The 457-nt window shown below is 39.4% G+C and carries 1 protein-coding gene; it reads right to left on the bottom strand.

The features are described from left to right. Window positions 1-410 (bottom strand): hypothetical protein (locus AC3DEV_RS16990; protein ID WP_488372870.1); only part of this gene is annotated, 410 nt, incomplete at its 3' end. Between the last annotated feature and the right edge of the window lie 47 nt (window positions 411-457).

Here is a 457-nt window from a genome sequence, read left to right as displayed (position 1 = left end):
GGAGCATCTTCACCTTTTATATTTATTGTGCTTTGACGGTTACTGGAAAGCATACTGCTACCAAATATATCCACTTCTTCATCAGCCATTGCCCTACCAACTGCTTGGAGCATTCTGGTAAGATCTTTCTCCGTCATCCTTGAGTCTGCATAGCGTTTCAGTGCTCGCATAACATCTGGATGATTCAAGATCTTTAAATGATTCTGGAATAGATGTTCTAATACAGGTCTAGCAGCAACACCTTCATAACCTTTATGATGAAGTTTCATTAACTCTGGAAATGTAAATCCTGAATAGTGCATTCCACTCTCTTCAAAATGGCCTATTTCAACATGCTCTTTATTAGCCTTAAGGAGACGTTCAAGTTTAGTCTCTGTGAGAGACTTCTTGATATTCTGTACCCTAATCATTACACGTTAATCTCAGGAGAGAATGTGGCTAATATCTGGTGGGTACG

The sequence above is a fragment of the Dietzia sp. IBK-p2-15D genome (assembly GCF_057773105.1).
The sequence above is the reverse complement of the archived record's forward strand: the minus strand, read 5'-3'. Positions and strand labels throughout refer to the sequence as shown.